Here is a 24702-nt window from a genome sequence, read left to right on the forward strand (position 1 = left end):
TCAGGAGTCCGTGCTCGGATCGCCGCTGTCGAGATAGGTCTTGTACAACTGGATGATTTGCGGGCCGTAGGAACCGGCTGGATCGGGACCGGGTACGCCGTCGCTGGCGCACTCGCGGACGAACTGGCCGAAGATGTTGGCGTTGTTGCCGTTGCCGGTGGGCTGCAGCACGAAGTAGCAGCCGAAGCCCAGCACCGGGATCTGGCTGGTGCCGCTGTCGGTGCCCGAGCACTGGCCGATCACTACCCGCAGGATGCGCCGCTCGGCCACGCCGTTATCCTGGCAGCCGCCACCACCGGACAGACAGTCTGCGGTGTCCTGCCGCCAGTCGTTGTAATCGAACACGTCGATGCCGCTGGCCGTGGTGATGTAGCCGTCAGCATCGGCAAAAACCGCTTCGCCACCGCTGCCGGTATTACCTCCGCCGTTGCCCTTGCCCCCACCGCCATTACCGTTGCCATTACCGGTAGCGCCATAGACGATGCTGCCGCCGGAATTGAGGCTGAGGGAGCCCTTGTTGGCCGTCTTGTTGTAGGTCGTCACCAGGTCCGGCGGATACTGGCTGGCATCCAGGTTGCCGCCCGACTGCTCGCCGAAGCGCATGTCCAGGCCCTGCAGGGCGGGCCCGACGGTGCTGCCCGGTTTGGTCTGCACGTTGTCACCCACCTCCGGGCAGATGGCACCGCCGCCGGCCATTAGCTGACGTACCGTCTTGCCACCAGAGCCGAAGTCCAGCAGCTGGAAGTTGCCCGGGCCAATGCCGGCGTTCTGGTGGGAGGCCGACTTGAGCACCTGCAGCTGGCCGAAGGTGAAGCCGAAGAAGGTTCCGGGTACAGACTGGCCACAGACCATCACTGGCGCCAGGTCGCAAGGATTGGTCGGGCTTGGACCAGCGGTGGCGATGGCCGCGACGGCCTTCTCGATATCGTTGCCGAAGGCCTGCAGCACACCCCAGAAGAAGCCTGCCAGTGGCATGTCTGCCACCGTTACCCGCACGTAACGGGCATCGGCCGAGGCCAGCGAGTCGAAGGGGCCGTACACGCTGTCGGCGAACTGCACCAGGGCCAGGCCGCTGACGCCGTCCAGCTCGCCGTTGCCGGGCGCTGCGGCGTTCAGGTCGAGCACCCGCAAGGCCTCGGTGCGCGCCGCATCGGCCGCCACGTTCATGTTGCCACCGGACATTTCGCTGAGGGTCCGGGCACCGCTCAGCGCGGCGGCATCGACGGCGTTCTGCAGGCGGGTCTTGTTGACCAGCATGTGGCTGCCATCCAGGGCCAGGGCAGCCATCATCAAAATCGACACCAGGGCGATGACGATCAGTACCAGTACCGCGCCCCGCTGGCGTTGCGGCAGCGCGTGATGGCGCGGCGTGCGGGGGATCATGGTCGGCGCCTCTACTCGATGTTGATCTGGATTGGCTGGTCGACCTGGCGGGCATCGCTGGTCTTGCCGCGATAGCCCTCCAGCACCTTCTCGGTCAGCGGTCCGTCGGTGCCGGTGGCAGCGGGTTCGGTGCCGGGATTGGCGGCCCGCTGCTTGTCGGCGATCTGCTCGTAGTGGGTGGCGTACACCGTATCGCCCAGCTCACCGACCCGGCCCTCGTCATAGGTCATACAGCCGGCCGGCAGCAGCGCCAGCGGTATCAGCATCATCAGCGTCTTCATCGTCTCGCCTCCATTACTTGAGGTCATGGCCGAAGCTGCTACCAGTCACGCCCAGGCTGACCGGCACCGCGCGAGCGGGCTGGTCGCCCTTGGTCTTGCCCAGCAGGTAGAAGTCCATGTCGCCCGGCTCGACGAAGCGTTCGGTGGGCAGGCGCACCAGCTTGGCGTCCACCGGCTTGGCGATGTGCGGGGTGACCAGGATCACCAGTTCGGTCTCGCCCTTGATGAACTCCTGGCTGCGGAACAGGTGACCGATCACCGCGATGTCGCCCAGTCCGGGGAAGCGGCTAACCAGGTCGCGGGTGCTCTCGTTGATCAGGCCGGCGATGGCGATGGTCTGGCCGTCGCCCAGTTCCACGGTCGATTGCGCGCTGCGCTTGGTCAGCGACGGAATGACCTGGCCCACGCCGTCACCCAGCGGGGTCTCCAGGCCGGTGTCCAGCACCAGCGCATTGGCGTTGGAGATCTCGCTGACCTCGACGTTGAGGTTCAGGTTGATGCGCCCGGCATCCAGCACCACCGGCAGGAAGCGCACGCCGACGCCGAACTCCTTGTATTCGATGGTGATGCCGTCGTCCTCGGTGATCGGCACCGGGAACTCGCCGCCGGAGATAAACTCGGCCTGCTGCCCGGTGAGGGTCACCAGGGTGGGTTCGGCCAACACCTTGGCCGAACCATTGTCCTTGGCCGCCTCCAGCACCACGTCAAAGAGAAAGCTACCGGAGGCGAACTGCGCCAGGAAGCCCTTGCTGTCTCGCAGCAGGCCGTTGTCGGCAATGGAGGAGCCACCGTTGAAGGAGCCGATATCCCAGTTGCCGGCCGAGCCGAGGGCCAGGAAGTTCACGCCCAGGCGCTTGACCAGATTGCGCTGCATCTCGGCCACCTTGACCTCGAGCATCACCTGCTGGCCACCGCCGACCGTCATCAGGTTGACCACCTCCAGCGAATCGCTGGGACCGGCCTCGGCCTTCTCGCCTTCGCCCTGGGCGATGCTGGTGCTCTGGGCGGCGTAGCTCTTGGCGATCTTCATCGCCGAGTCCATCGCAGCAGCACTGCTCACCTGGCCACGCAGGACCAGGGCGCCCTGGGCGCTGAACACCTCGATATTTTCGCTGGGCAGCAGCTGGTGCAGCTTGCTCTTGAGGCCGCCCAGGTCATGCACCACGTCTAGGTCCAGGCTGTCGATCAGCTTGTTGTTGCCGTCCCACAGCAGCACGTTGGTGCTGCCCAGCGAGCGGCCCAGCAGATACAGCTGGCGCGGGCTGGTGATGAGGATGTCGGCGATCTCCGGGTTGCCCACCGAGATGCGCTTCACCGCGGCCCGGGTGCTCAACACCCGCGACTTGTAGATCGGCACCTGGATGCTGCCGGTATTGGCGGCCGGCATCACGCTGACCTCCGGCTGCGGCTCGGCGGCCGCCGCGGGCGGCGTCAGCAGGCCTGCCGCCAGGCAGATCAGCAGCGCGCTCATCAATCGAATGCTTTGCATGTCCCTCTCCTTCTAGAGGTCGCCCGCCATGCGGGCTAGTGCACCTTGGCCACGTTTACCGCAGTGCCGCGGATGATGGTCACCCCGGCCCCGCCGTTGCTGCGCTTGACCACCGGCTTGACCGGCACCGGAACAGGAGTCGGTGCGGTTTTCTCTGCCACCGGCGGCGGCTCCGGCCGCTTCTGGTTGTCCAGCGGGTTGCGCAGGGCCAGCTGCAGGCGCCCCTCGGCCATGGCCTTGACCAGCACCTCGGCTTCTTCGGGAGTCATTTCCAGGGTTACCGCACGCACCACCACTGGCTGGGTCTTGTCGGTGCTGGAGGTCTGGTCGACGGCCAGCACCCGCAGGTCCTCGAGGATGGTTTCGGACTGGGCATTGGCGTTGCTGGACTTCTTGGTGGCGAGCACATCGACCCGGTTGCCCGGCAGGAGGAAGCCGGCCACGCCGACCACGTCGTCCACCCGCACCGAGATCGCGCGCTTGTCGGACTCGATCAGCGAGGCCAGGGTGCTGCCGCCTAGGTGCTCGGCCAGCCTCGCGCTGCGCAGGATGTCGCCACGCAGCATGGAGAAGGTAGCGATCTTGCCAATGGCCTTCTCCGGGCTGTCGAAGGAATCGTCCGGGGCGGTGCCCTTGGGCATGCGCACCTGCGACACGTGCTGGGCCTCGAGCATGGTGCCGAAGGGAATTTCCACCGCCGCCACCATGACGCTCTGCATGTCGTCGTCAGGGCCGGCGCTGAGCCGGTTGCTCAACCAGTTGTTGGCCATCCAGGCAGCACCCAGCCCCATGAGCAGGGACAGGACCACCAGCGTGAGAGTACGAGTACTCATCTCTGCATCTCCTCAGCCGAGAAAATCCAGCTGCACGAAATAGTTGTGCCAGGCCCACTCCAGCTCCCGTGGCGAGAGCGGGCCGGAGCCGTCCAGGTAACGCTGGCGATCCAGCGCCATACTCAGCAGGTCGCGCGGATGACAGGGCACCAGCGGCATGCCCTCCGCCTCATAAAGGCCCTGCAGCACATAGCGCAGCAACAGGGGGTCAAACACCACGCCGAGGCGATCGCACTCCTGGTGCCAGATACGCTCGTAGTCCTCGGGCTTGAGGTAGTTGAAGTGCAGCTTGTAGCCAATGCGCCGGAGGAAGGCCTCGTCGGCCAGCTCCAGCGGATTGAGGTTGGTGGAGAACACCAGCACCAGGTCGAACGGCAGCTCGCAGTGGCGCCCGCCGCCGAGGTTGAGGAAGTCGCGCTTCTCCTCCATCGGCACTATCCAGCGGTTGAGCAACTCGGCCGGCGCCACGCGCTGGCGGCCCATGTCGTCGATGATGAACAGGCCGTTGCTGGCCTTCAGCTGCAGCGGTGCCTGGTACTGGCGGCTGTAGGGGTCATAGCGGATGTCCAGCTGCTCCATACTCAGCTCGCCGCCGGTGATCACGATCGGCCGCTTGCAGCACAGCAGGCGGCGATCGATACCCTCGTCGAGCATCAGCGGGTTCTGCTGGGTGTCCTCCAGGCTCTGGTGCACCTGGGGGTCATAGACCTCCACCACCGACTCGTTGATGGCAATGGCATAGGGCACCCAGATGGCCTCGGCAAACAGTCGGATCAGGCGGGTGCTGATATAGGTCTTACCGGTGCCCGCCGGGCCATAGATCATGATGGCGCGGCCGGAATTCATGGCCACGCCGAGCTGGTCGAGCATGCCGTCGGTAAGCACCACGCCACTGAAGGCATTACGCATGTCGCGTGCGGTGATGCGGCCGTGGTGGATGGTCTGCACCTTGAGCAGGGAGCGGTAGGCGCTCACCGGGAACGGCGCGGCGCCCAGGTAGCCGCTGCGTTCGAAGGCATCGCGGGCGGCCACGCGGCCACGCTCGGTCAGGCCATAGCGCAGGGCCAGGCCTCCGGCCTGGCCGAGCACCTCGACCCGCCCCTGCTTGCGCAGGAACTGCAGGATCTCCTCGACCACCGCTCCGGTCAGCGCAAGACGCTCGACCAGGCGCGGCAGATCGAGCACACCGGCGTCGTGCAGATGCTTGCACAGCAGATCACCGAGGAAGTTCTCGTTGAGGCCAGTTTCGCCGATGTTTTTCGGCTGTGGCGCCAGGCGCTGCACGGCCTCGCGTTCGCTGGGGTAGGAGCCGCTGTCGCTGATCGCATACATGACGTGCCCTCCTCAGCCAAAGGCGTATCCGAGGATCAACCAGGGATCGAAGGGCCGCCAGACCAAGGCAAGCAGCACGCCGAAGAGAATGGCGACCGAATAGGGAAAGGGTTTGCCAGCCACCTCATCCGCAGCAGGCGCGACGTGAGTGCGCGACAACAGAATCAGCCAGTAGCGCGATAGGGTCATACCCAACTGGCCGCGAACGAGGATGATCAGCAGACCGCAGAGCGAGCCGGCGATAAGACTGAAGAAGGCCATCCACACCGCATGGGTTGGCGTCAGGAAGGCGCCGGCCATGGCCATCAGCTTTACGTCGCCGGCGGCCATGCCGCCCAGCGCATAGAGAGGGATAAACAGGCCGAAGCCGACCAGCATGCCGAGCACCAGGTTGCCGAGCCCTGCCACGCCACCGGCCAGCAGCTGCAGCGCCAGCGCCACCGCCAGCCCCGCCAGGATCAGTTGGTTGGGAATGCGGTGGCGGCGTACATCGCTCACCACCGCAATCGCCAGCAACCCCAGCAGCAACGCTGCGGTGAGCATCTGCTCCCTGGCCATGGCTGCCGATACCCGCGTAGATCAGCTGCAGGCGGCGACGGGGGTGTTAGTACCGAGTACGGCGTCTTTCAGGCTGGTAATGACGCCACAGACGTTGTTGCCCAAAGCGATGAACACAGTGACGACTCCCAGGGTCACCAGGCCGCCGGCCACCGCATACTCGACGATGGTCAGACCTTCTTCGTCCTGCAGGAACTTACCGATCGCGGACTTGATGCTTTCCAGTTTCATTTTTGCCACCTCACTCAATGGTTGCGCCAACCCGGCAGCCGAGCAGCGAATTGCCGGCCTGAGGTTGACGCTAGTGGAGGTGAAATTTTGCCGTTAGGAGTTTTTTGCGCATCGCTAGGACTTTTTTGCATCCCGGCTACGCTGTGGAAAAAGGCGAGTCAGGCGAATAAGAAGAACCTCTCTTAGACGGTTCTGTAAACGATTCGCAAGCGACAAGCGGAGCGCGAAAGCACCGTAGGAAACGGTCAGGTTTTTAATTGCAAGCCATTAATATTCAATTACTTGCAAAGCTTAAAACACAACTGAACTAAGCCTCTGAACGATATTCCGATTCAGTATTTGTACTGATGGCACATTGACAATACTCCTCACATTGGGGGCCAAAAAATAATGTGCAGAGCTAAGTGAATGAAGTCTAACTCGGCCACTAACAACAACCAGCGCAAGCCCGTGCTGCTCTGGCTGGACCTTACCCATGACCGCTCCGCCGAGGAGCTCATGGAACAGTTCCGCCTGACCTGCGATTGCCGCCTGGCCAAGGAGTCCGGACTGCCGGCACGCGATGCCGGGCCGCAGCCGGACATGCTCTGCATGCACTTCGATCGCCCCGACGCCCTGGGTCTCAACCTGCTGCTGGAGGTCAAGCGCACCGCGCCGTCAATCCCTATCACAATGTTCACCGTGCAGCATTCCGAGGAACTGGCCGTGTGGGCCATGCGCTCTGGCGTCTGGGAGTATCTGGTACTGCCGCTGGGCAGCCGGGAGCAGAGCCGCTACCTGCAGTCGCTGCAGCATCTTTGCCAGTTGCGCTGGCAGGAGGACATCCATGCACGCAAGCCACAGGTCGAGCGCTGCGGCAACCTCCCTGACAGCATCCGTCTGACCAAGGAACACCAGAAGCACCAGGCGCTGCACAAGGCCATGAGCTACATCGACCAGCATTACCGCGAAGGCATCGACCAGAAGGACCTGGCCCAGCGTTGCGGCATGACGCCTTTCCGCTTCTCCCGCCTGTTCAAGGAGGCCTACGGCCTGGGCTTCATGGAGTATGTGCTGCGCAAGCGCATGGACCTGGCCAAAGAGCTGCTGAACAACAGCCAGATGCCGGTCACCAGCATCGGTTACGAGGCCGGCTTCAAGGACCCCTCCTACTTCGCACGTGCCTTCAAGCAGTGCCTGGGTTGCACGCCGAGCGAATACCGCGACGCCGGGCGCCCCTCGCTACCACAACTGGCGAGCGCCTCGCTGCACGAAGACCATCAGGTGCTGCGCGCCCACCCCTAGAACGATGCGAGGAATTTGAACCAGTCAGCGCTGCGGACAAGCATGTTTGCTCCGCAGCGCCTCCTTGGTTAAGGTCGCCGCGAGCCCGGTATTGGGCCGGGTTGTACTAAAAAGACAAGGACGCTACATCATGCTGAAACGCATTCTGACTGCCACCGCATTCGCCACCCTGCTGAGTGGCTGCGCCAACGGTCTGTCGCCGGTAGGCGTTGGCCTGATCACCGACGTGAAGGGCCCGATCACCGCCACCACCGCCCAAGGCGGCAAGCAGGGCACCTCCTGCGCCACCACCATCATCGGTTTGGTCAACAAAGGCGACGCCTCCATCGAAGCCGCCAAGGCCAACGGCAACATCTCCACCGTTGCCAGCGCCGACTATCACACCAAGGGCTTCTATCCCTTCTACGGCAAGACCTGCGTCAACGTGACCGGCCAGTAATGGTCCGAGCCCCGGCACTCGCCGGGGCTTCCCGCTCAGAGGCCGTAACCGGCCAGCAGCTGCAGAAACTCCGCCTCGTCCATCACCTTCACACCCAGCTCGTTGGCCTTGGTCAGCTTGGAGCCGGCCCCCGGCCCCGCCACCACGCAGGCAGTCTTGGCCGACACCGAGCCGGCCACTTTGGCGCCCAGCCCTTCCAGCTTCTCCTTACCGGCATCACGGCTCATCGCCTCCAGCGTGCCGGTCAGCACCCAGGTCTGTCCTGCCAGCGGCAAACCCTCGACGACCTTCTTCTCGCTCGCCCAGTGCATGCCGAAGTCACGCAGCTGCGCCTCGATAAGCGCTGCACGCGCGGCGTTGGCGGGCACGTCGAAGAAGTCGCGCAGGGACTTGGCAGCCTTCTCGTTGAGACGCTCGACCTGGCGCAGGTCCAGCCAGTCGGCCTTGATCACGCCTTCCAGAGAGCCGAATTTCGCCGCCAGCTTCTCCGCGCCGGTGGCGGCGATGAAGGGGATGTTGAGCTTGTCGATAAAGCCCGGCAGCGTGGCGCAGGCAGAGAACTCGGGGCTGAGATCGCCCTCCTCCTGCAGCTCGACACCTCGCGCCAGCAGGTCGTCGATGACCTTGAGGTTGTGCGAGTCGCCGAAGAAGTTGTGGATCTCGAACGCCACCTCCAAGCCCACGTCCGGCAGGTAGGTCAGCACCTCCGGCAGCGCCACACGGATACGTGCCAGGGAACCGAGGGCACGGGCCAGCAGCTTAGCGGTCTCCTCGCCCACATCCGGAATACCCAGGGCGTAGATGAAGCGCGCCAGGGTCGGCTTGGCGCTAGCCTTGATCGCCGCCAGCAGGTTGCGGGTCGACAGGTCGGCGAAGCCCTCCAGCACCACCACCTGCTCGTAGGTCAGGGTAAACAGGTCGGCCGGCGAGGCCACCAGGCCGGTGTCCACCAGCTGTTCGACGATCTTGTCGCCCAGCCCCTCGATGTCCAGCGCACGACGCGAGGCGAAGTGGATGATCGCCTGCTTGAGCTGGGCGCCGCAGGCCAGACGACCGACGCAGCGGTAGACCGAGCCTTCGCTGGTGGTTTCCTTGCCCTTGCCGCGCTTGACCAGTTGGGTGCGCTCGACGGCAGAGCCACATACCGGGCATTGCTCCGGCACATGAACCGGCCGCGCATCGGCAGGTCGACGCTCGGCCACTACCTGCATCACCTGGGGAATCACGTCGCCGGCGCGGCGAATGATCACCGTGTCACCAATCATCAGGCCCAGACGCGCCACCTCGTCCATATTGTGCAACGTGGCATTGGCCACGGTGACCCCGGCCACCTTGACCGGCCTGAGGCGCGCCACCGGAGTGACGGCACCGGTGCGACCAACCTGAAACTCCACGTCCAGCAGCTCGGTGAGCTCTTCCTGGGCCGGGAACTTGTGGGCCAGTGCCCAGTGCGGAGTACGCGCACGGAAGCCCAGCTGCTGCTGGTCCTCGATGTTGTTGACCTTGAACACCACGCCGTCGATGTCATAGGCCAGGTCCATGCGCCGCTCGCCGATGTCGCGGTAATAGTCCAGGCAAGCTTCCACGCCCTTGGCCAGCTTCAGCTCGCGACTGATGGGCACGCCCCAGGCCTTGAGCTGCTGCAGCATGCCGACCTGGGTGGCCGGCAGCTCGCCGCTGACCTGGCCAACGCCGTAGCAGCAGAACTCCAGTGGGCGGCTGGCGGTGATACGCGGATCGAGCTGGCGCAGGCTGCCGGCGGCGGCGTTGCGCGGGTTGGCGAAGGTCTTGCCACCGCTCTCGGCCTGACGCGCATTGAGCTCGTCGAAGCCAGCCTTGGGCATGTACACCTCACCACGCACTTCCAGTACCGCCGGCCAACCCGAGCCCTGCAGTTTGAGCGGCACGTTGCGGATGGTGCGCACGTTGGCGCTGATATCTTCGCCCGTGCTGCCGTCGCCACGGGTGGCGCCGCGCACCAACTGGCCGTCGCGGTACAGCAGGCTGACGGCCAGGCCGTCGAGCTTGGGCTCGCAACTGTATTCCACCTCGGCGCCGCCGCCGAACAGGTCTCCGCCAGAAATACCGAGGCCGCTCTGCACGCTGCGGTCGAAGGCACGCAGGTCCTCCTCCTCGAAGGCATTGCCCAGACTGAGCATGGGTACTTCGTGGCGCACCTCACCGAAGGCGCTCAGCGCCTCGCCGCCCACGCGCTGGGTCGGCGATTCCGGCGTCACCAGTTCGGGATGCTCCGCCTCCAACGCCTGCAGTTCGCGGAACAGACGGTCGTACTCGGCGTCCGGCACACTCGGCTCGTCCAGCACGTAGTAGCGGTAATTGTGCTCATCCAGCTCAGCACGGAGCTCGGTAACGCGTTGGGCGGCGTCGGTCATGGTGCGTGTGTCCTTGAAAACGACAAGAGCAGCCTAGGCTGCTCTTGGGATTGCATGCGGTGGAGCGATCAGCGTTTGCCGGCGAGCTGCCTCTTGCGCTCGAACTCGACAATGCGCTGACGGTAGTGCTCGATGGTCTGCGCGGTCATCACGCTGCGCTGGTCGTCCTTCAGCTCGCCGTTCAGCTCGTGGGCCAGCTTGCGGGCGGCGGCGATCATCACATCGAAGGCCTGCTTCGGATGACGCGGGCCCGGCAGGCCGAGGAAGAAGCTCACAGCCGGGGTGTAGAACAGCTCGAAGTCATCCAGATCGAAGGTGCCCGGCTTGACGCCGTTGGCCATGGAGAACAGCACCTCGCCGTTGCCGGCCATGCTCTCGTGACGGTGGAAGATGTCCATCTCGCCGAAGCGCAGGCCGCTTTCCAGAATGTTCTGCAGCAGCGCCGGGCCCTTGAAACCATCGGCATCGCGAGCGATCACGTTGATCACCAGCACTTCCTCGACCGGAGGCAGGTCCTGGCCAGACTTGGTGCTGGAGGGAATGTCGTCTTCTTCGACCGGGGTCAGCAGGGTTGGCACCGGCTCGTCGGCGTCCAGCGCCAGGTCGCCCTGCTTCGGTTCGATGCTGCGCCGGCGATTGAGTTCGCTGGCGCTCATGGTGGGGATATCTTCTTCGTTGAATTCGGGTTCGCGCTTGCGATCGATGATCCGCGACGGGCCGAGCAGGTCGGGATCGGTGTCATCGTCGGGCAGATTGCTGAAGCTGTGGTCCAGCTTGAATTTCAGCTTGCCACTGCCGCCCCGCATCCTTCGCCAACCGTCAAACAGAATGCCGACGATAACGATGACACCGATGACGATCAGCCAATAGCGCAGCTCCATGAAACTCCCAAACCCCTGAACGATGAAGATGAATATGTAATGAAAATAAGGGCTTCCTGCCCCTTTGAAACGCTCGAAACTGTATGTATCAACAGTCGTTCCGGGCGTGTAACAAAAGTGAGGCCTAAGCTAGCACGACGAACGGTAAATGTGCACCGTTGCAAGGCATTTAGCCGCGTTTAATGCCTGGCTCAACTCTCTACCAGGGTCATCGCCTCTTCCACATCCACCGCCACCAGACGCGAGCATCCCGGCTCGTGCATGGTCACCCCCATCAACTGGTCGGCCATCTCCATGGCGATCTTGTTGTGGGTGATGTAGATGAACTGCACCGTCTCCGACATCTCCTTGACCAGCCGCGCATAGCGGCCGACGTTGGCATCGTCGAGCGGCGCGTCCACCTCATCGAGCATGCAGAACGGCGCGGGGTTCAACTTGAATATCGCGAACACCAGTGCCAGGGCGGTCAGCGCCTTTTCGCCACCGGACAGCAGATGAATGGTGCTGTTCTTCTTGCCTGGCGGGCGCGCCATGATCGCCACGCCGGTATCCAGCAGGTCCTCGCCGGTCAGCTCCAGGTAGGCGTGGCCGCCACCGAAGACCTTGGGGAACAGCGCCTGCAGGCCGGCGTTGATCTGATCGAAGGTCTCCTTGAAGCGATTGCGGGTTTCCTTGTCGATCTTGCGGATGACGTTCTCCAGGGTATCCAGCGCCTCCACCAGGTCGGCGTTCTGTGCGTCCAGGTAGCGCTTGCGCTCGGACTGCTGCTGATACTCGTCGATGGCTGCCAGGTTGATCGCACCCAGGCGACCGATACGCGCCGCCAGCTGCTCCAGCTGCTGCTCCCAGGCCGTCTCGCTGGCGTCGGCTGGCAGAGTGGCGAGCACGCCATGCAGGTCGTAGCCCTCCTCCAGCAGCTGCTCCTGCAGCGCCTTACGTCGCACGTTGAGCCCTTGCCAGTCCATGCGCTGCTGTTCCAGCTGGCCACGCAGCAACTGCGACTGCTGCTCGGCCTGGCTGCGACGCTTCTCGGCGTCGCGCAACTCGCGGTCGGCATCTTCCAGGGCCAGGCGGGCGAGCTTGAGCTCATCCTCCACGCCCATGCGCCGTTCCAGCAGCTCTTCGAGCTTCATGCGCAGCTCTTCCAGCGGCGCGGCGCCCTCTTCCAGGTTGAGGTTGAGCTGCTCGCGGCGCTCGATGGCGCGCTCGAACTGCAGCTCCAGGCGCTCCAGAGCCTGGCGAGTGGATTCGTGCTGGGCACGGATCGAGCCCAGGCGCACAGCCAGCTGGTGTGCGTGATCCTTGTGCTGGCGCGCCTCCTGGCGCACGCGATCGAGGCGCTCGCGCAGCTGGTCGCGACTGGCCAGCAGGGTCTCACGTTGCTCGGTGTCGACGGCCATGGCGTCCAGCGCGTCTTGTAGCACCAAGCGCGACTCACCCAGCTGTTCCTGCTCCAACTCACGCTGCTCGGCAGCCTCGCCCTGCTCTTCTTCCAGGCGCCGGCGGCGCAGCGCCAGCTGCTCGGCCTTGGCCTGGCCGGCGGAGAGCTTGGCCTTCAATTCACCCTGGCGACGGGACTCGTCCTGCACCAGACGGCGTTGCTGTTCACGCGCCTCTTCCTGCTGACGCTGCGCGGCCTGCAGGCTATGCAGGCGCTCATCCAGATCGGCCAGAGATGCCTCGCGTTCATCGCGCTCGGCCTGCAGCCGCTCCAGCTCCTGGCCACGCGCCAGCACGCCGCTCTCGGCCTCGCTGGCGCGGCGCACGCGGAGGAAATGCCGACCGACCCAGTAGCCATCACGGCTGATCAGGCTCTCGCCATCGCCCAGCTGCAGGCGCTGGGCCAGGGCCTGATCCAGGCTTTCCACCGGACGCACCTTGCCCAGCCAGGGAGCCAGATCGATGCTGGCCTCGACCTTGTCCAGCAGGCTGCCGGCGATGCGTGCACCGCCGCTCTGAGGGTTGACCAGGCGTAGCTCGCCCTGATCGAGGCCACCCAGATTCAGGCCATTGAAATCGTCCAGCAGCACGGCCTGCAGATCGGCGCCCAGCACCGTCTCCACCGCCAGCTCCCAGCCACTCTCCACGCGCAGGCCTTCGGCCAGGCGTGGACGGCTGTTCAGTTGCTGCTCACGCAGCCATTCGGCGGCGCCCTTGCCGGGATTCAGCGCAGCTTGCTGCAAGGCCTCCAGCGAGGCAATACGGCCGTTCAGGCGCTGCAACTCGCCCTGAGCCTGCTGCTGCGCCTGGGTGGCCTGCTGCAGCTCACCGCGCAGTTGCTCCAGACGTTCGGCCTGGCCTTCTTCGGCGGCGTGCAGCTCGTCCAGCTGCATGTCACTGACGGCCAGTTGCTCGGCCAGCTCGAGGATGGCGGCGTCTTCGGGATCGGCGGCCAGCTGCGCCAGCTCATCACTCAGGCGGCGCTGACGCTCGGCCAGGCGCTCCAGACTCTGTTCCAGCTGGGCAATGCGCGCCTGCTGCACCTCGGCCTGGCGGCGCGGCTCGGCGCTGCTCTGGTTGAAGCCTTCCCACTGCTCCTGCCAGCCATGCATGGCGCTCTCGGCTTCCTCCAGAGAGGCGGCCGACTCCTCGGCGGCGGCAGCAGTCAGCTCCTGCTCGGGCGCGAGCATGTCCAGCTCCTCGCCCAGGGTCGCCAACAGCGTGCGGTCGTGGCCCAGGTGGGACTCGGTCTCCAGGCGCGAGCGCTCGGCCTCGTTGAGATCGTCCTGCAACTGGCGCAGGCGCTGCTGGCCGTGCTGGATGCTCTGCTCGACCCTGGCGATGTCACCACCCACCGAATAGAAGCGCCCCTGCACCTGATTGAAGCGCTCGGACAGTTCATGGTGCCCATCGCGCAGGCGCTCGATGCTGGCATCGGCGCTGCGCTGCTCGGCCACCAGGGCCTCGAAGGACACTTCCTGGTCGCCGATGACTTTCTCGCGGGCACCGACCTGCTCGTTCAGCGCCTGCCATTTGAGGGCGGCAAGCTGGGCCTTGAGCTGACGCTCCTCGGCCTTGTATTCCTGGTACTTCTCGGCGGCCTGGGCCTGGCGGTGCAGACGCTCGAGCTGGCGCTCCTGCTCCTCGCGCAGGTCGGTCAGGCGCGCCAGGTTTTCCTGGGTACGACGAATGCGGCTCTCGGTCTCGCGGCGGCGCTCCTTGTACTTGGAGATGCCGGCGGCTTCCTCGATGAAATTCCGCAGATCCTCGGGCTTGGCCTCGATCAGCTTGGAGATCATGCCCTGCTCGATGATCGAGTAGCTGCGCGGGCCCAGGCCGGTGCCGAGGAAGATGTCGGTGATGTCGCGGCGACGGCACTTGGTGCCGTTGAGGAAGTAGGTGTTCTGCCCGTCGCGGGTCACCCGGCGACGGATGGATATCTCGGCGAAGGCGGCGTACTCGCCGACCAGGCTACCGTCCGAGTTATCGAAGATCAGTTCGATGGAGGCCTGGGTCACCGGCTTGCGCGTGTTGGAGCCGTTGAAGATGACGTCGGTCATCGACTCGCCGCGCAGGTTCTTCGCCGAACTCTCGCCCATCACCCAGCGCACGGCATCGATGATGTTGGACTTACCGCAGCCGTTTGGCCCAACCACCGCGGCCATGTTGCTGGGGAAGCTGACGGTCGTCGGATCGACGAAGGATTTGAAGCCGGCCAGCTTGATGCATTTCAGGCGCATCTTATGCATCCACTCCTGGCATGTGTCGTTCACGGAGGCACTGCGGGGCCTGGAAGCTCATGCTGTTCCTGTTATCGAGAGTGGGGAAATTCGGGCGCGGGCGAGTTTAACACAGGCATTTGGCATGCCAATCCTGCACCCCGCACACCCGATTCCAAGGCCTTTGGTCGAGCAGCTGACCTTACAGTCAAATTTTGTTGACCCAAAAGTCAGAAAAACTTAGATTGGCCTCATCACAGCCCCCGTGACAACAACTACAAAGCCTGGAGGTCGTCTTGATCCAGTTCCTACTCAACGGTGAGTTGCGCAGCGAGCGCCAGCTCGATCCCAACGTCACCGTCCTCAATTACCTGCGTGAACACGTGGCCAAGCCCGGCACCAAAGAGGGCTGCGGCTCCGGTGACTGCGGCGCCTGCACCGTGGTGGTCGGCGAACTGGAGGGCGGCCGCATTCGCTACCGCACCCTCAACTCCTGCCTGACCTTCGTCTCCGCGCTGCACGGCAAGCAGCTGATCACCGTGGAAGACCTGCGCTACCAGGGCAAGCTGCATGAAGTGCAACAGGCCATGGTCGACTGCCATGGTTCGCAGTGCGGCTTCTGCACGCCCGGCTTCGTCATGAGCCTGTTCGCCCTGCAGAAGAACACCGATGGCTACGACAAGGGCCAGACCATGGAAGCCCTGGCCGGCAACCTGTGCCGCTGCACCGGCTACCGCCCGATCATCGACGCCGCCGAACAATCCTGCTGCAACCGCAAGCCGGACCAGTTCGACGCCGCCGAGGCCGAGACCATCGCCAAACTGCAGGCTATCGCCCCGCGCGAGACCGCCGAACTCAACAGCGGCGACAAGCGCTGCCTGCTGCCGCTGACCGTGGCCGACCTGGCCGACATCTATGCCGCCAACCCGCAGGCGCGCCTGCTCGCCGGTGGTACCGACCTGGCCCTGGAAGTCACCCAGTTCCACCGCGAACTGCCGGTGATGATCTACGTCGGCCATGTCGCCGAAATGAAGCGCATCGAGGTCAAGGCGGACACCATCGAGATCGGCGCCGCCACCCCGCTGTCCGACTGCTACAACGTGCTGTCGCGCGAGTACCCGGACTTCGGCGAGCTGCTGCACCGCTTCGCCTCGCTGCAGATCCGCAACCAGGGCACCCTCGGAGGCAACATCGGCAACGCCTCGCCGATCGGCGATGCCCCGCCCCTGCTGATCGCCCTCGGCGCGAGCATCGTGCTGCGCAAGGGCGGCGAGACCCGCACCCTGCCGCTGGACGAGTTCTTCATCGACTACAAGGTCACCGCCCGCCAGGAAGCTGAGTTCATCGAGCGCATCATCGTGCCGCGCGCCAAGGCCAACCAGGCGTTCCGCGCCTACAAGGTGTCCAAGCGCCTGGACGACGACATCTCCGCCGTGTGCGCCGCCATCAACCTGACCATCGTCGACAGCGTGGTGCGTGAAGCGCGCATCGCCTTCGGCGGCATGGCCGGCGTGCCGAAGCGCGCCACCGCCTGCGAGAACGCGCTGATCGGTGCCTCCTGGTACCCGGGCTGCGTCGAGCGCGCCTGCCAGGCCCTGACCGAGGACTTCACGCCGCTCTCCGACTTCCGCGCCAGCAAGGAATACCGCCTTCTAACCGCGCAGAACCTGCTGCGCCGCTTCTTCCTCGAGACGCACTCCCCTGAAGTCGAAACCCGGGTGACCGCCTATGTCTAACCATCACGTCTCCAAGTCCCAGGAAGAACTGGCCGAACTGTTCCGCTCGGGCATCGCCACCGGCGTCGGCCGCGGCGTCAAGCACGAGAGCGCGGACAAGCACGTCAGCGGCGAGGCGGTGTATATCGACGACCGCCTGGAGTTCCCCAACCAGCTGCACGTCTATGCCCGCATGAGCGACCGCGCCCATGCGCGCATCACCAAGCTGGACGTCACGCCCTGCTATAACTTCCCCGGCGTGGCCATCGCCATCACCGCCAAGGACGTGCCCGGCCAGCTCGACATCGGCCCGGTAGTCGCCGGCGACCCGCTGCTGGCCGACGGCAAGGTCGAGTACCTCGGCCAGGTCGTGCTGGCGGTTGCCGCCGACAGCCTGGAGAACGCACGCAAGGCAGCCATGGCCGCCATCGTCGAGTACGAGGACCTGGAGCCGGTGCTCGACGTGGTCGACGCCCTGCGCAAGAAGCACTTCGTGCTGGACAGCCACCAGCACCGCATCGGTGATTCCGCCGCCGCGCTGGCCCGCGCCAAGAACCGCATCACCGGCACCCTGCACATTGGCGGCCAGGAGCACTTCTACCTGGAGACACAGATCTCCTCGGTGATGCCCACCGAAGACGGCGGCATGATCGTCTACACCTCGACGCAGAACCCCACCGAGGTGCAGAAGCTGGTCGCCGAAGTGCTTGGTGTGCCGATGCACAAGATCGTCGTCGACATGCGCCGCATGGGTGGCGGCTTCGGCGGCAAGGAAACCCAGGCCGCCAGCCCGGCCTGCCTGTGCGCGGTGATCGCGCACCTGACCAAGCGCCCGACCAAGATGCGCCTGCCACGCATGGAAGACATGACCATGACCGGCAAGCGTCACCCCTTCTACGTCGAGTACGAAGTGGGCTTCGATGACGACGGCCTGCTCAGCGGCATCCAGATGGAACTGGCGGGCAACTGCGGCTACTCGCCGGACCTGTCCGGCTCCATCGTCGACCGCGCCATGTTCCACTCGGACAACGCCTACTTCCTCGGCAACGCCACCATCAACGGCCATCGTTGCAAGACCAACCTCGCCTCCAACACCGCCTACCGCGGCTTCGGCGGTCCGCAGGGCATGGTCGCCATCGAGGAGGTGATGGATGCGGTCGCCCGCCACCTCGGCAAGGACCCGCTGGAAGTGCGCAAGCACAACTACTACGGCAAGGAAGACCGCAACGTCACCCACTACCACCAGACGGTCGAGCACAACGTCATCCACGAGATGACCGCCGAGCTGGAGGAAAGCAGCGACTACGCCAAGCGCCGCGAGGAAATCCGCGCCTTCAACGCCAAGAGCCCGGTGCTGAAGAAAGGCCTGGCGATGACCCCGGTGAAATTCGGCATCAGCTTCACCGCCACCTTCCTCAACCAGGCCGGCGCGCTGATCCACATCTACACCGACGGTTCGATCCACCTGAACCACGGTGGCACCGAGATGGGCCAGGGCCTCAACACCAAGGTCGCCCAGGTGGTGGCCGAGGTGTTCCAGGTCGAGATCGAGCGCATCCAGATCACCGCCACCAACACCGACAAGGTACCGAACACCTCGCCGACTGCCGCCTCCTCTGGAGCCGACCTCAACGGTATGGCGGCGAAGAACGCCGCCGAGACCATCAAGCAGCGCCTGGTCGACTTCCTGGTGCACGAGTACAAGGTCACCCCGGAAGACGTCGAGTTCCGCAACAGCCAGGTGCGCGTGCGCGGTCACTTCCTGTCGTTCGAGGAGCTGATCCAGAAGGCCTACTTCGGCCAGGTGTCGCTGTCCTCCACCGGTTTCTACCGCACACCGAAGATCTACTACGACCGCAACAAGGCAGCCGGCCGCCCCTTCTACTACTTCGCCTACGGCGTGGCCTGCTGCGAAGTACTGGTCGACACCCTGACCGGCGAGTACAAGATGCTGCGCAGCGACATCCTGCATGACGTCGGCGACTCGCTGAACCCGGCCATCGACATCGGCCAGGTCGAAGGCGCCTTCGTCCAGGGCATGGGCTGGCTGACCACCGAGGAACTGGTGTGGAACGCCAAGGGCAAGCTGATGACCAACGGCCCGGCCAGCTACAAGATCCCGGCCATTGCCGACATGCCCATCGACCTGCGCGTGAAGCTGGTGGAGAACCGCAAGAACCCGGAGCAGACCGTGTTCCACTCCAAGGCCGTGGGCGAGCCGCCATTCATGCTCGGCATCGCGGCCTTCTGTGCGATCAAGGACGCCGTGGCCAGCCTGGCCGACTACAAGGTGCAGCCACAGATCGATGCGCCGGCCACCCCCGAGCGCGTGCTCTGGGGCGTCGAGCAACTGCGCCAGCTCAAGCAGCAGGCCCCGGCCGTAGCTGCCAGCACGGCCGAGCCGGCCTGAGGCGTTGAGGCCCGGACGCACGCTCGTCCGGGCCACGCCAAGAACTCCACAGGTGTAGAACAATGACACAGCACACCGAAGGCAAAACCCAACCACAACGGCCGCTACCAGTGCCGTTGCTGGAACCGTCCCTGAGCAACTGGCGCCTGCCACGCCCGGGGCAGACCTCGCCAAGCTGGAGGCTGAGCAAATGAGCTGGATCAGCGCCCTCGCCGAACTGCAGCAACAGGGTGAGCCCTGCGTGCTGGTTACCATCATCGAGGAGCAAGGCTCCACGCCGCGCAATTCCGGCTCGAAGATGGTCGTCACCGCCGAGCGCATCTTCGAGACCATCGGCGGCGGCCACCTGGAATACAAGGCCATGGAACTGGCTCGCGAGATGCTGACCAGCCGCACCCAGCAGACCCGCCTGGAGCGTTTCAGCCTCGGTGCCAGCCTCGGCCAGTGCTGCGGCGGCGCTACAGTGCTGCTGTTCGAACCGATGGGCCAGCCGCAGGCGCACATCGCCCTGTTCGGCGCCGGCCATGTCGGCCGAGCGCTGATCCCGCTGCTCGCCAGCCTGCCGCTCAAGGTGCGCTGGGTCGACTCGCGCGACGCCGAGTTCCCGGCCTACATCCCGTCCAACGTGGAGAAGGTACTCAGCGACGAAGTGGTCGACGAAGTCGACGAGATGCCGGCCGGCAGCTACTTCATCGTCATGACCCACAACCACCAGCTCGACCTGGAACTGACCCAGGCCATCCTGGCGCGCGATGATTTCGCCTACTACGGCCTGATCGGCTCCAAGACCAAGCGCGTCAAGTTCGAACACCGCCTGCGCGAGCGTGGCTTCTCCGCCGAGCAAATGCAGCGCATGCGCTGCCCCATGGGCCTGCCCGAAGTGAAGGGCAAGTTGCCGGCGGAGATTGCCATCTCCATCGCCGGCGAGATCGTCGCACAGTACAACGCGCACTTCGGCCAGGACACCCGCAAGGGCGAGTCCACCGTCAGCCGCCTGCTGCCCGACTCGCGCCGCACCCACACCCATTCCTGATTCAATCGGCCGCCTGCGGCCCTACCGAGATTCGTCATGAGCCAAAAAACCGCCTACCGCTCCGCCATCCTGCACAGCCTCGCCGACCCGGCCGAGGTGGGCATCGAGGCCTCCTACCAGTACTTCGAGGACGGCATCCTGCTGGTCGAGAACGGCCAGGTGCTGGAAGTCGGCGCAGCCAGCGAATTGTTGCCCAGACTGCAGGGCGTCGAAGTCCGCGAGTACCGCGATGCGCTGATCACCCCCGGCTTCATCGACACCCATATCCACTACCCGCAGACCGGCATCATCGCCTCCTACGGCGAGCAACTGCTGGACTGGCTGAACACCTACACCTTCCCGGCCGAGGGCGCCTTCGCCGACAAGGCGCATGCCGCCGACGTGGCCGGCATCTTCCTCAAGGAACTGCTGCGCAACGGCACCACCACCGCACTGGTGTTCGGCACCGTGCACAAGCAGTCGGTCGACGCCTTCTTCGAGGCCGCCCAGGCCCTCGACCTGCGCATGATCGCCGGCAAGGTGCTGATGGATCGCAACGCGCCGGACTTCCTCACCGACACCCCGGAAAGCGGCTATGCCGACAGCAAGGAGCTGATCGAGCGCTGGCACGGCAAGGGCCGCCTGCATTACGCAGTGACCCCGCGCTTCGCCCCGACCAGCAGCGACGCGCAACTGGAACTGGCCGGCAAGCTGTTCGGCGAATACCCCGACCTGTACATGCACACCCACCTGTCGGAGAACAAGGCCGAGATCGCCTGGGTCAAGGAGCTGTTCCCGGCGCGCAAGGGCTACCTGGACGTCTACGACCACCACAAGCTGACCGGCCCGCGCGCGGTGTTCGCCCACGGCGTGCACCTGTGCGACGACGAGTGCAAGCGCCTGGCCGAAACCGGCTCGGCGCTGTCCTTCTGCCCGACCTCCAACCTGTTCCTCGGCAGCGGCCTGTTCGACCTGGAGAAGATGGAGCAGCACGGCGTGCGCGTCGGCCTGGGTACCGACGTTGGCGGCGGCACCAGCTTCAGCCAGCTGCAATCGCTCAACGAGGCGTACAAGATCATGCAGCTGCAGAGCAAGAAGCTCAGCCCGATGAAGTCGCTGTACCTCGCCACTCTGGGCGGCGCCCGCGCACTTTATCTGGACGACCGCATCGGCAACTTCCAGGCCGGCAAGGACGCCGACTTCATTGTGCTCGACTACAACGCCACGCCGCTGCTCGGCTACCGCATGCAGCAGGCACGCAGCCTGGAGGAGCGTCTGTTCGCCCTGACCATCCTCGGCGACGACCGCACCGTGAAGGAAACCTTCGCCGCCGGCCGTTCGGTGCACCAGCGCGACTGAGCGCTCCGTACCAACGAAAAGGCCCCGCACTAGCGGGGCCTTTTGCATTACGCCAGAGATCAGGCGCTACGCGAGACGCGCCCGGACTTCTTCTTGTCCTGCAGCAGGTGCGAGAACACCGCGTGCAGGTCATCGGTGGCGCTGTCGTCTTCCAGGTTGAGCTTGGCGTCGACGCTGTCCATGTGGCGCATCATCAGGCCCACCGCGCGCTCCACGTCACGCGCCTCGATGGCATCGATGACCTGGTCGTGCTCGTCGTCCGAGCAGTGCGTGCGGCTGCTGCTCTCGTACAGGGCGATGATCAGCGAAGTCTGCGACACCAGGCTGCGCAGGAAGCCAACCAGAGTCAGGTTGCCACCGGCCTCGGCCAGCTTGATGTGGAACTCACCGGAGAGGCGGATGCCCTTGGCGCGGTCACCACGAGCGAAGCAGGCGCGCTCCTCCTGCACCATCTGGCGCAGGGCGGCGATCTGCGCCGGAGTGGCGTGGCTGCAGGCCAGCTCGGTGATGGCGCGCTCGATCATGCGGCGCGCATAGAAGATCTGCCGGGCTTCGTCTGCACCAGGGCTGGCGACAACGGCGCCGCGGTTGGGGCGCAGCGACACCACGCCTTCGTGGGCCAGGCGCGACAGGGCGCGACGAATGATGGTGCGGCTCACGCCGAAGATCTCGCCGAGCGCTTCTTCGCTCAGCTTGGTACCCGGTGCCAGGCGCTGTTCGAGGATGGCCTCGAAGATGTGGGCATAGACCACCTCATCCTGGGTGCCTGCGCGCACGGCCTTGGCGGGCCGGGGAGTCTTGCTCAGAGATTGCACTGCTTCGTTCATGTGGCTCACGTGAGAGGAATAGGGAATCTCGCTGACGCGACACTACGCCGAAGAGAGGGCCGTTGGCCAGTATCTGATCGTGCAAGTCGCCTGATCGACAGCATTGTACACAAAATTCACGCCATAACCATGCACACCAGCAGGCATGCGGCTTGCGCCCGATTTCTCTGCGCTGGAAAGCAGTCTAAGAAGCTTTTTAGCGGTTTTTTAGTGCGCATACTTCAAAACACTAATTGACTTTTTTGTACACAAAAAGATAATCCAATCGCACACTTTCTGACCCAAAAGTCAGAAACAGGCACCGCCCCGTGAGGCAAAGCACCTCAAAGTCGATCCGCCGCGCAAGGGACCCAGGTAAACCAGCCGGACGAGAGACTCACAACAACACCTGAGAGGTACCTGCTGTGGAAAGCGCTAAACAACAAGAACAAGACAACTACGTTGCCTCCCCTCCCACCCGAGGTCTGCTGGACAGGATGTTCAAGCTAACCCAGCACGGGACCACCATCAGAACCGAGCTGGCCGCCGGTCTGACCACCTTCATCACCATGGCCTACATCATCTTCGTCAACCCGAACATCATGGCGGACGCCGGCATCGACCATGGCGCCGCCTTCGTCGCCACCTGCCTGGCCGCCGCCTTCGGCTGCCTGCTCATGGGCCTCTACGCCAACTGGCCAGTGGGCCTGGCGCCGGGCATGGGCCTCAACGCCTTCTTCACCTACACCGTGGTCAACACCATGGGCTACAGCTGGCAGATCGCCCTCGGCGCCGTCTTCCTCTCCGGCGTGCTGTTCATGGTCCTGACCTTCTCACGCATACGCGAATGGCTGCTCAACAGCATCCCACCCAGCTTGCGCTTCGCCATGGGCGCGGGGGTCGGCCTGTTCCTCGGCCTGATCGGCCTGAAGACCGCCGGCATCGTCGTGGCTCATCCAGCCACCCTGGTGCACATCGGTGACCTCACCTCCCCCGGCCCGCTGCTGGCGGCCATCTGCTTCCTGATGATCGCGGTGCTGGAATATCGTCGCGTGTTCGGCGGCATCCTGATCAGCATCCTCACCGTCACCCTGATCGGCGTTGGCCTGGGCATCGTCAAGTTCGGCGGCGTGTTCTCCATGCCACCGAGCCTGGCGCCGACCTTCATGGCGATGGACATCGCCGGCGCGTTCAACGTGACCATGGTCAGCGTGATCCTGGCCTTCCTCTTCGTGCACATGTTCGACACCGCCGGCACCCTGATGGGCGTCGCCCAGCGTGCGCACCTGGTGAAGGAAGACGGCCGCATCGAGAACCTGTCCCGCGCCATGAAAGCTGACAGCGCCTCCAGCGTGTTCGGTGGCGTGCTCGGCGTACCGCCGGTGACTAGCTACGTGGAAAGTGCCGCGGGCGTGGCCGCAGGTGGCCGTACCGGACTGACCGCCGTGACCGTGGGCATCCTGTTCATTGCCGCCATGTTCTTCGCCCCTCTGGCTGGCATGATCCCCGCCTACGCCACCGCCGGCGCCCTGATCTACGTGGCCATGCTGATGATGGGCGGTATGGCCCACATCGACTGGGACGAGCACACCGAAACCATCCCGGCGATCGTCACCGTGATCATGATGCCGCTGACCTTCTCGGTCGCCGACGGCATCGCTCTGGGCTTCGTGACCTATGTGGCGATGAAGACCTGCACCGGCCGCCACAAAGACGTCTCGGTGAGCCTGTATGCACTCTGCGCGATCTTCATCGCCAAGTTCATCTTCCTCTAAGCCGCTCTACCGCAAAGGCCCTGCCGTTTCGCGACAGGGCCTTTTGCATTCACAGCACTTCAGCCGAGCCAGAGCAGACGCCCGGCATCCGGAGGCGAGGCACGCTTCGAGCTGCCCAGCCTCACCGACTCCCCCACTGCAACCTCAACACCCAGCTGGCAACCTGCCGTGCCCACTGCCGGATCACGCGCACCCACTTCTCGCGCGCCATAAAAAAGCCCGCACAAGGCGGGCTGCAATACACCAAAGGAACCTGCGGGCGGCTAGCTGCCGCGGTAAGTCGAGTAGCTGTAGGGCGAGATCAGCAGCGGCACGTGGTAATGCTCCTGCTGCTCGTTGATGCCGAAGCGCAGCACCACCACGTCGAGGAAGGCCGGTTCGGCCAGCTGTACGCCACGCGCACGGTAGTAGTCGCCGGCATGGAAATGCAGCTGGTAAACGCCCGAGCGATAGTCATCGCCCTGCAGCAGCGGTGCGTCGCAACGGCCGTCGGCATTGGTCAGCGTCTTGGCTACCAGCTCCAGGCCACCCGCCTCGACGCGGTACAGCTCGATGGTGATGTCGCGGCCAGGGCTGCCGTGGGCAGCATCCAGTACATGCGTGGTCAATCGTCCCATGTCGTTCAGGGCGCCAGCGGCGCCTCAGCTCCTCTGCTAAAGGTTGTCGTAGCGATCCGCCGCTCAGCGGGGATCTGGGCTGAACATATAGAACAGCATAGCCATGTTTTTGTACACAATTTTTACGCACCAAAACTCCACACCGAATCCCTTATGCAGCGCGCCAGTGCTTCAAGAAGGTGCAGCAGGAAGCGATAAATACGCGGCACAATTATAGAAATAGTGATTTACAGGCTGTCATAGTT

19 protein-coding genes are annotated in these 24702 nt (G+C 64.5%); 7 read left to right on the top strand and 12 right to left on the bottom strand.

What is annotated here, in order from left to right; translation table 11 throughout:
- The 7 genes from PTT45_RS13395 to PTT45_RS13425 are packed head-to-tail and all read right to left on the bottom strand — an operon-like array spanning position 1 to position 6107.
- Entirely contained in the window at positions 1-1383 is a 1383-nt protein-coding gene (locus tag PTT45_RS13395; protein ID WP_273813804.1) for a TadE/TadG family type IV pilus assembly protein, read from the bottom strand.
- Between the two features lie 11 nt (positions 1384-1394).
- Positions 1395-1664 carry a hypothetical protein gene (locus PTT45_RS13400; protein ID WP_273813806.1) on the bottom strand — a complete coding sequence of 90 codons (270 nt, stop codon included), beginning with the start codon at positions 1662-1664 and terminating at the stop codon, positions 1395-1397.
- A gap of 13 nt (positions 1665-1677) precedes the next feature.
- Positions 1678-3153: a type II and III secretion system protein family protein gene (locus tag PTT45_RS13405; protein WP_273813807.1), complete on the bottom strand. Its 1476-nt coding sequence runs from the start codon at positions 3151-3153 to the stop codon at positions 1678-1680.
- A 35-nt stretch (positions 3154-3188) separates the two neighbouring features.
- Positions 3189-3986 carry a Flp pilus assembly protein CpaB gene (gene cpaB, locus PTT45_RS13410; RefSeq protein WP_273813809.1) on the bottom strand — a complete coding sequence of 266 codons (798 nt, stop codon included), beginning with the start codon at positions 3984-3986 and terminating at the stop codon, positions 3189-3191.
- Between the two features lie 12 nt (positions 3987-3998).
- Positions 3999-5318 carry an AAA family ATPase gene (locus PTT45_RS13415; protein ID WP_273813811.1) on the bottom strand — a complete coding sequence of 440 codons (1320 nt, stop codon included), beginning with the start codon at positions 5316-5318 and terminating at the stop codon, positions 3999-4001.
- Positions 5319-5330: 12 nt separating this feature from the next.
- The gene (locus PTT45_RS13420; protein WP_273813813.1) at positions 5331-5876 is read right to left on the bottom strand and encodes an A24 family peptidase; all 546 of its coding nucleotides are present in this window, start codon (positions 5874-5876) and stop codon (positions 5331-5333) included.
- Between the two features lie 21 nt (positions 5877-5897).
- Entirely contained in the window at positions 5898-6107 is a 210-nt protein-coding gene (locus PTT45_RS13425) for a Flp family type IVb pilin (protein ID WP_273813814.1), read from the bottom strand.
- Between the two features lie 408 nt (positions 6108-6515).
- Between PTT45_RS13425 and PTT45_RS13430 the strand changes: the two genes are divergently transcribed.
- Positions 6516-7391 (top strand): response regulator transcription factor, encoded by an 876-nt coding sequence (locus tag PTT45_RS13430; protein WP_273813816.1) that lies wholly within the window; start codon positions 6516-6518, stop codon positions 7389-7391.
- A gap of 130 nt (positions 7392-7521) precedes the next feature.
- The gene (locus PTT45_RS13435; RefSeq protein WP_273813817.1) at positions 7522-7830 is read left to right on the top strand and encodes a TRL-like family protein; all 309 of its coding nucleotides are present in this window, start codon (positions 7522-7524) and stop codon (positions 7828-7830) included.
- 35 nt (positions 7831-7865) lie between these two features.
- Here the strand turns inward: PTT45_RS13435 and ligA are convergent, their stop codons facing one another.
- The 3 genes from ligA to smc all read right to left on the bottom strand — a co-directional run bounded on the left by ligA (position 7866) and on the right by smc (position 14784).
- Complete coding sequence (gene ligA, locus PTT45_RS13440) at positions 7866-10223, bottom strand: NAD-dependent DNA ligase LigA (RefSeq protein ID WP_273813818.1); 2358 nt, start codon at positions 10221-10223, stop codon at positions 7866-7868.
- A gap of 68 nt (positions 10224-10291) precedes the next feature.
- A complete protein-coding gene (gene zipA, locus PTT45_RS13445) occupies positions 10292-11104 on the bottom strand; it encodes a cell division protein ZipA (protein WP_273813820.1) in 813 nt (270 codons plus the stop codon).
- A 191-nt stretch (positions 11105-11295) separates the two neighbouring features.
- Positions 11296-14784 (bottom strand): chromosome segregation protein SMC, encoded by a 3489-nt coding sequence (smc, locus tag PTT45_RS13450; protein ID WP_273813821.1) that lies wholly within the window; start codon positions 14782-14784, stop codon positions 11296-11298.
- 275 nt (positions 14785-15059) lie between these two features.
- Between smc and xdhA the strand changes: the two genes are divergently transcribed.
- The 4 genes from xdhA to guaD all read left to right on the top strand — a co-directional run bounded on the left by xdhA (position 15060) and on the right by guaD (position 21259).
- Entirely contained in the window at positions 15060-16499 is a 1440-nt protein-coding gene (gene xdhA / locus PTT45_RS13455; protein ID WP_273813822.1) for a xanthine dehydrogenase small subunit, read from the top strand.
- On the top strand, positions 16492-18888 hold the full coding sequence (xdhB, locus tag PTT45_RS13460) for a xanthine dehydrogenase molybdopterin binding subunit (RefSeq protein ID WP_273813823.1): 2397 nt from the start codon (positions 16492-16494) through the stop codon (positions 18886-18888). Before xdhA ends, xdhB begins: the two co-directional genes overlap by 8 nt.
- Positions 18889-19078: 190 nt before the next feature.
- Complete coding sequence (gene xdhC, locus PTT45_RS13465) at positions 19079-19921, top strand: xanthine dehydrogenase accessory protein XdhC (protein ID WP_273813825.1); 843 nt, start codon at positions 19079-19081, stop codon at positions 19919-19921.
- A 36-nt stretch (positions 19922-19957) separates the two neighbouring features.
- Positions 19958-21259, top strand: a complete 1302-nt coding sequence (guaD, locus tag PTT45_RS13470; protein ID WP_273813826.1) for a guanine deaminase — start codon at positions 19958-19960, stop codon at positions 21257-21259.
- A 59-nt stretch (positions 21260-21318) separates the two neighbouring features.
- Here the strand turns inward: guaD and PTT45_RS13475 are convergent, their stop codons facing one another.
- The gene (locus PTT45_RS13475) at positions 21319-22086 is read right to left on the bottom strand and encodes a GntR family transcriptional regulator (protein ID WP_273813828.1); all 768 of its coding nucleotides are present in this window, start codon (positions 22084-22086) and stop codon (positions 21319-21321) included.
- Positions 22087-22490: 404 nt separating this feature from the next.
- Between PTT45_RS13475 and PTT45_RS13480 the strand changes: the two genes are divergently transcribed.
- Positions 22491-23840, top strand: coding sequence for an NCS2 family permease (locus tag PTT45_RS13480; protein ID WP_273813830.1), 1350 nt, complete (start codon positions 22491-22493; stop codon positions 23838-23840).
- Positions 23841-24103: 263 nt separating this feature from the next.
- Here PTT45_RS13480 and uraH read toward each other — a convergent pair whose 3' ends face one another.
- Positions 24104-24457 carry a hydroxyisourate hydrolase gene (uraH, locus tag PTT45_RS13485; protein ID WP_273813831.1) on the bottom strand — a complete coding sequence of 118 codons (354 nt, stop codon included), beginning with the start codon at positions 24455-24457 and terminating at the stop codon, positions 24104-24106.
- Positions 24458-24702 lie beyond the last annotated feature (245 nt).

The organism is Pseudomonas sp. Gutcm_11s, assembly GCF_028649395.1.
Taxonomy (GTDB): Bacteria; Pseudomonadota; Gammaproteobacteria; order Pseudomonadales; family Pseudomonadaceae; genus Aquipseudomonas.